Source organism: Proteus sp. G4415 (assembly GCF_963896075.1).
Lineage (GTDB): Bacteria > Pseudomonadota > Gammaproteobacteria > Enterobacterales > Enterobacteriaceae > Proteus > Proteus mirabilis.
The window spans coordinates 1-2,770 of the sequence record NZ_CAWQOK010000095.1 but is presented as its reverse complement, the minus strand read 5'-3'; the positions used below and the strand labels follow the sequence as shown (position 1 = coordinate 2,770).

Genomic DNA, 2,770 nt, shown 5'->3' with positions numbered 1-2,770 from the left:
TTTTACTTATTGTTTTATCTCTGTTGAATAAAAGAAAAATAAAAAATGGGTAAATTAACCTATTGAATATATAATTAATTTGTATGTGCCTTGCAAAGCGTGAGCAGGATATTTATCAGAATGTTTAATTATGATCTATAATTTAAATTGAACTAATGATTGATGTTTATTCATAAAAAGGAGTATTTATGACTGCTAAAATTGATCCAAAAGCATTTTTTGATTTACCCTTTGAGAATGGTAAAGACATTACGGATAAAGAATTAAAAGCCGCTTATGATGCAGGGCACACTTTTATTCATATTGATTTAAGTGATGCGCATTTCTCACCACAAATTACCTTGTTCAATGGTAATGAATTAGATCGTATTCGCGGTGGTGTAATTCGTATTGATAATAACTCAACGAAATCTACTTTAGTTGCTGAAGGGCCAAGTAAAAAACCAGAGCAATTAAAAGCCGGTTATTATTACCACGCTTCAGGTACTACAGGTTGGGATATTATTGTTAAGCCTATTAAATAAAGAAATTTATCAATATCCAATTTAACGAGATATTGATATTGACGTTAAAAATTTGTGTGATCAGGGACATCAGATATCCGTCGACTAAAACATTATCTGATGTTCTTTACTGTAATGTGCATTTATACACTTATTTAGGTGCTTTTTATGGGGGTACTTCACATTGGGCGAGGGTTTACGGCGTTTTTCGCTAAGCCAACATTAATCTTATTTTATTTGTTCCCAGATCGTCATGCCTTGTCGTATGTTTTCTCATCAATTATAGGGTGATTTATCCGTAATTTATTGATTTAGATACATAACTAAACTTATATAGAGCTTTCTTATATAAAGTGGTATTCTTCTTTCATGTTTTCCTCAATATAAAACATACTGAATATAAAAAGGTTGTAAGGACTTAATAAATGACGACTATCGAAAAAATTGAACGCCAAATCAAAGAAAATCCCATCCTGTTATACATGAAAGGATCACCAAAATTACCAAGCTGTGGATTTTCTGCACAAGCCGTTCAAGCGATTTCTGCTTGTGGTGAGCGTTTTGCTTATGTCGATATTTTGCAAAACCCTGATATTCGTGCAGAGCTACCAAAATATGCTCATTGGCCAACTTTCCCACAATTATGGGTGGATGGCGAATTAGTCGGTGGTTGTGACATTATCTTAGAAATGTATCAGCGCGGTGAATTGCAGAAGTTATTAAAAGAGACTGCAGATAAATACCGTGGTGAAGAAGAAGCATAATCCCCATTGCGTTTTTCACCATGATTTAAATTGACCGTAATTAAAAAAAGAGGCCAGTACATTATTTGCACTGGCTTCTTTTTTGTCGCTTAATATGGCACAGCCAAACACATAAGTTTGATTAGGGCGTTGGTAGTGGCCAACCACCTAATTTTTTCCAGCGGTTAACTAATTCACAAAACAGTAATGATGTACGATTGGTATCGTATAAAGCCCCATGAGCGAGTTTACTATCAAAGGGGATACCTGCAGTAATACAGGCTTTAGCTAAAATAGTTTGTCCTAGTACTAAACCACTTAAAGCCGCAGTATCAAAAGTAGCAAAAGGGTGGAAAGGGTTACGCTTTAAACCTGCTCGCTCAGCTGCCGCCATAACAAAGCTATGATCAAAATTAGCATTATGAGCCACAATGATCGCACGGTTACAGTTGGCGTCTTTCATTCCTTTACGTACCATTTTAAAAATGGCGTGTAACGCTTCATATTCGCTGACAGCACCACGAAGAGGATTTGTAGGATCAATTCCGGTAAATTCTAACGCCGCTGGCTCTAAATTTGCGCCCTCAAAGGGGTCTACATGAAAATGCAATGTATTATCAGGTTTTAACCAACCTTGCTCATCCATTTTTAAAGTGATAGCAGCAATTTCAAGTAAGCCATCTGTTTTGGCATTAAATCCACCCGTTTCAACATCAATAACGACTGGATAGTAACCTCGAAAGCGGTTACATAATTCATTAGGGTTTATTTTATCAGGCATTAAACTGTACTTATCCGATGAAAATAGCACATCAGAAATTAATAATAATCAGGAACCAGAAAAGCAATACAATGCCTTTCTGGTTTTACTAATATTTAGTTACCCAGAGCTTGACTGGCACTTTTGTTTTCGATTAATTCAATTTTATATCCATCAGGATCTTCTACAAAGGCGATAATTGTTGTACCACCTTTAACAGGGCCTGCTTCACGGGTAACGTTACCCCCCGCTTGACGGATAGCCTCACAAGTTGCAGCTACATCATCAACCCCTAATGCAACATGGCCAAATGCAGTCCCCATTTCGTAGCTAGTCACACCCCAGTTATAGGTTAATTCAATAACAGCACCGCTACTTTCATCACCATAGCCAACAAAAGCCAACGAGTATTTATATTCCTCATTCTCACTGGTGCGTAGAAGTTGCATACCTAAAACTTTGGTATAAAAATCGATAGAGCGTTGTAAATCGCCTACACGGATCATGGTATGAAGTACTCGCATATAAACCTCTCGTGTTTGTTAAATATGACACCCGACAGTATAAACTGATGGTGTTGTACTATAACGCGTTACAGCCCTATAGTTCAATTTACGCTTTACTCATCAGTATTGTAGTAAATGGGCAGATAATATCTCTTTTTACTATACTCTATAGTAACAAATAATTGGGGAGAATAATCAATGCAAGAACAATTAGAATTCTTCGATATCCCAAGCCCTTGCATTGGTCGATGTGAATCT

4 protein-coding genes are annotated in these 2,770 nt (G+C 36.4%); 2 read left to right on the top strand and 2 right to left on the bottom strand.

What is annotated here, in order from left to right; genetic code table 11:
• Positions 1-188: 188 nt before the first annotated feature.
• Together AACU95_RS11305 and AACU95_RS11300 are read left to right on the top strand one after the other, a co-directional pair.
• Positions 189-524, top strand: coding sequence for a hypothetical protein (locus AACU95_RS11305; RefSeq protein WP_004248163.1), 336 nt, complete (start codon positions 189-191; stop codon positions 522-524).
• A 404-nt stretch (positions 525-928) separates the two neighbouring features.
• Positions 929-1,267 (top strand): Grx4 family monothiol glutaredoxin, encoded by a 339-nt coding sequence (locus AACU95_RS11300; protein ID WP_004243134.1) that lies wholly within the window; start codon positions 929-931, stop codon positions 1,265-1,267.
• A gap of 121 nt (positions 1,268-1,388) precedes the next feature.
• Here the strand turns inward: AACU95_RS11300 and rnt are convergent, their stop codons facing one another.
• Positions 1,389-2,027, bottom strand: a complete 639-nt coding sequence (rnt, locus tag AACU95_RS11295; protein ID WP_004243132.1) for a ribonuclease T — start codon at positions 2,025-2,027, stop codon at positions 1,389-1,391.
• A 95-nt stretch (positions 2,028-2,122) separates the two neighbouring features.
• The gene (gloA, locus tag AACU95_RS11290) at positions 2,123-2,530 is read right to left on the bottom strand and encodes a lactoylglutathione lyase (protein WP_012367981.1); all 408 of its coding nucleotides are present in this window, start codon (positions 2,528-2,530) and stop codon (positions 2,123-2,125) included.
• Between the last annotated feature and the right edge of the window lie 240 nt (positions 2,531-2,770).

Bases quoted from the DNA above. Each gene is read 5' to 3' on its own strand.
- gloA (WP_012367981.1), bottom strand. From the start codon at position 2,530: ATGCGAGTACTTCATACCATGATCCGTGTAGGCGATTTACAACGCTCT.
- AACU95_RS11305 (WP_004248163.1), top strand. From the start codon at position 189: ATGACTGCTAAAATTGATCCAAAAGCATTTTTTGATTTACCCTTTGAG.
- AACU95_RS11300 (WP_004243134.1), top strand. From the start codon at position 929: ATGACGACTATCGAAAAAATTGAACGCCAAATCAAAGAAAATCCCATC.
- rnt (WP_004243132.1), bottom strand. From the start codon at position 2,027: ATGCCTGATAAAATAAACCCTAATGAATTATGTAACCGCTTTCGAGGT.